This is a genomic window from Lunatimonas salinarum (assembly GCF_017811155.1).
Classification (GTDB): domain Bacteria; phylum Bacteroidota; class Bacteroidia; order Cytophagales; family Cyclobacteriaceae; genus Lunatimonas; species Lunatimonas salinarum.
The window spans coordinates 1-2,420 of sequence record NZ_JACVCV010000055.1 but is presented as its reverse complement, the minus strand read 5'-3'; the positions used below and the strand labels follow the sequence as shown (position 1 = coordinate 2,420).

Genomic DNA, 2,420 nt, shown 5'->3' with positions numbered 1-2,420 from the left:
ACAATGTTGACCATGAACTATGAACAATTAACAGTACTCGTTAAAGGGTTAGAAAGTTCAGGGTTCGTGGTTCAGGGTTCGTGGTTCAGGGTTGAGGGTTCAGTAATGCTAACTTTGAACTATGAACAATTAACTATTCCAATATCGTGGCTTTCTATGTAAGTGGGCTACTGCTAAAACAAGGATCTCGTGGTCTCGTATTTGGTAAATAATACCGAATGGAAAACGATTCACCAAACAGCGTCTAGTCCTTTGGGATAATTGCGACCATGCCATAGGGTTATCTGTAATTCGTTTGACTGCATAGTATACCTCATCCATAAAATCCTTCCCCAATCCGACTCTTTTAGATTCATAGTAAGCATAGGATTCGTCTATCTCGAACTTTGCACTACGAAGGAACCTAACGTTCAATTTTTAGTTGGTTGGCTTCTCAAAAAACTCAGAAGCTGACAATGAGCTAATGTTTCCTTGGTCGTACGCATCGATCCGGTTTTCCACTTCCTCTGCCCATATGGCATCAAGCATGGGATCGGCGTCATCTAGGCTTTTCAGTAGCAACTCTGCAATAGAAGCCCTCTCCATCGGCGGAAGTTTCAATAGCTGCTCAATCATTTTTCCTCTATCTTCCATATGCAGGTCTCAATCTAATGGCCACGATCCGAAAATAACCATTCTCTAGTGAAAATCCTAGGGTTGTGGGTTCAGTTATGTTAACCATGAACTATGAACAGCACTCGTTGAAGGGTTAAGGAGTTCAGGGTTCGTGGTTCGTGGTTCAACTTAGTCAACTATGAACTCTGAACAATTAGCAGTACTGGTTGATGAGTTAAAGAGTTCGTGGTTAGTGGTTGTGGGTTCGGTAATGTTAACCATCTTTGCCTTGGCTTTTATAACACTTCTAGTCCCCTCTTAACAGCCATAACCATACCGGCATTATAGTAATTATTTTATCATTTATCTTAAGAGTATCGCTTTCGTCTTCGGTTAAAATAAGTCCCTCCTGGAGTTGATAAGCTGTCATGGCATCGAGCAAGCCATTGAGTTCCCGTTGTTTTGTTTTGTCATCGTAGAGCGACCAGCATACCTGTATTGCTTGGGTAATGCTGTTTTTTTCTTTAATCACAAAGTCACATTCCGATTTGTTATGATGATAGTACACCATTTTTGCTTGTCTTTTTAACTCTAGAAACACCAGGTTTTCGAGTAATCGCCCCTGGTCTTCACTGCTTTGAAAACTGATTTGGCGCATTAAGCCCAAGTCTATTCCGTATACTTTTTTGGGATTAAGCAGCTGTTTTTTGACGGAAGCATCATACTTTGGGACTAAGCTCAACATATATGCATCTTGCAGGAAGCCGAGGTATTGTTTGACGGTAGTTGCATTTTTAACACCTATTACTTTTGCCAAACTATTATAAGAAATTAATTTACTGGTATTGCTCGTTACAAAAAACATCAATTCTAATAATTCTTGTTCATTTGTAAGGCCATTTCTCACCATCACATCACGGTACAACACACTTTCGTACAGAGATTTTAGGTATTCCGAATACTTTGATTTTAAAAAAGCAGGAAATCCGCCCCATTTAAAATAATCATTGAATGATGCTTTGAGCAAGGCCTTATCGTCAGTATTGAAATGATCTAACGAACTGGAGTCAATTTTATTCAGTTTCAGGTATTCCAAAAACGAAAATGGGTAAAGCTCCACCTGCTGATATCGTCCTGTTAAATGCGTGCCTAACTCTCTGCTCAACATCGAAGCATTGGAGGCAGTGATATACACTTTATTCCCATAATCATGCAGGCGTCTCACAAAACGCTCCCAACCGGTAATGTTCTGTATTTCATCAAAATAAAACGTCTTCTGCTTGCCATAACGTTCTCCAAAAAGTTCTAAAAGCAGTTGGAAATCCGCTACTTTAAAGTGAATTAAACGTTCATCATCAAAATTCAGGTAATAGTCTTGTTCTTTGTTTTTTGCCCGTATCGCCTGCAACAAGGTAGATTTACCACAACGCCTAATACCGGAAATCACACAGACACTATCGTCCTCTACAATAGAAACATGCTTTCTCACAATAGCTGAAGGCTGCCACCTTAGCGCTTTTTGGTCACTTATTACGGCTTGTAACAGTAATTTTTGCATGCGTTGTTTTTACAACAAAGCTACAAACATTCTATGCAGAAAAGCAAATTTTTGCATTTAATTGCTATTTGCAATAGTGATTTTATCGTGAGATGTTCGGAAGAGTTCAGGGTTCGGTAATGTTAACTATGAACTCTGAACAATTAGCAGTACTAGTTGAAGGGTTAAAGAGTTCAGGGTTCGTGGTTAAGGGTTGAGTGTACGACAATGTTAACCATGAACTATGAACAATTAGCAGTACTGGTTGAAGAGTTAATGAGTTCGTGGT

Annotated in this window: 3 protein-coding genes; all 3 read right to left on the bottom strand. The window is 39.4% G+C overall.

Annotated features, from left to right (window positions below):
* Positions 1–129: 129 nt before the first annotated feature.
* The 3 genes from IAQ59_RS21720 to IAQ59_RS21710 all read right to left on the bottom strand — a co-directional run bounded on the left by IAQ59_RS21720 (position 130) and on the right by IAQ59_RS21710 (position 2,152).
* Positions 130–414 (bottom strand): type II toxin-antitoxin system RelE/ParE family toxin, encoded by a 285-nt coding sequence (locus IAQ59_RS21720; RefSeq protein ID WP_209332957.1) that lies wholly within the window; start codon positions 412–414, stop codon positions 130–132.
* A 3-nt stretch (positions 415–417) separates the two neighbouring features.
* Positions 418–633 carry an addiction module protein gene (locus tag IAQ59_RS21715; RefSeq protein WP_209332956.1) on the bottom strand — a complete coding sequence of 72 codons (216 nt, stop codon included), beginning with the start codon at positions 631–633 and terminating at the stop codon, positions 418–420.
* A gap of 268 nt (positions 634–901) precedes the next feature.
* On the bottom strand, positions 902–2,152 hold the full coding sequence (locus IAQ59_RS21710) for an ATP-binding protein (protein ID WP_209332955.1): 1,251 nt from the start codon (positions 2,150–2,152) through the stop codon (positions 902–904).
* Between the last annotated feature and the right edge of the window lie 268 nt (positions 2,153–2,420).

Bases quoted from the DNA above. Each gene is read 5' to 3' on its own strand.
- IAQ59_RS21715 (WP_209332956.1), bottom strand. From the start codon at position 633: ATGGAAGATAGAGGAAAAATGATTGAGCAGCTATTGAAACTTCCGCCG.
- IAQ59_RS21710 (WP_209332955.1), bottom strand. From the start codon at position 2,152: ATGCAAAAATTACTGTTACAAGCCGTAATAAGTGACCAAAAAGCGCTA.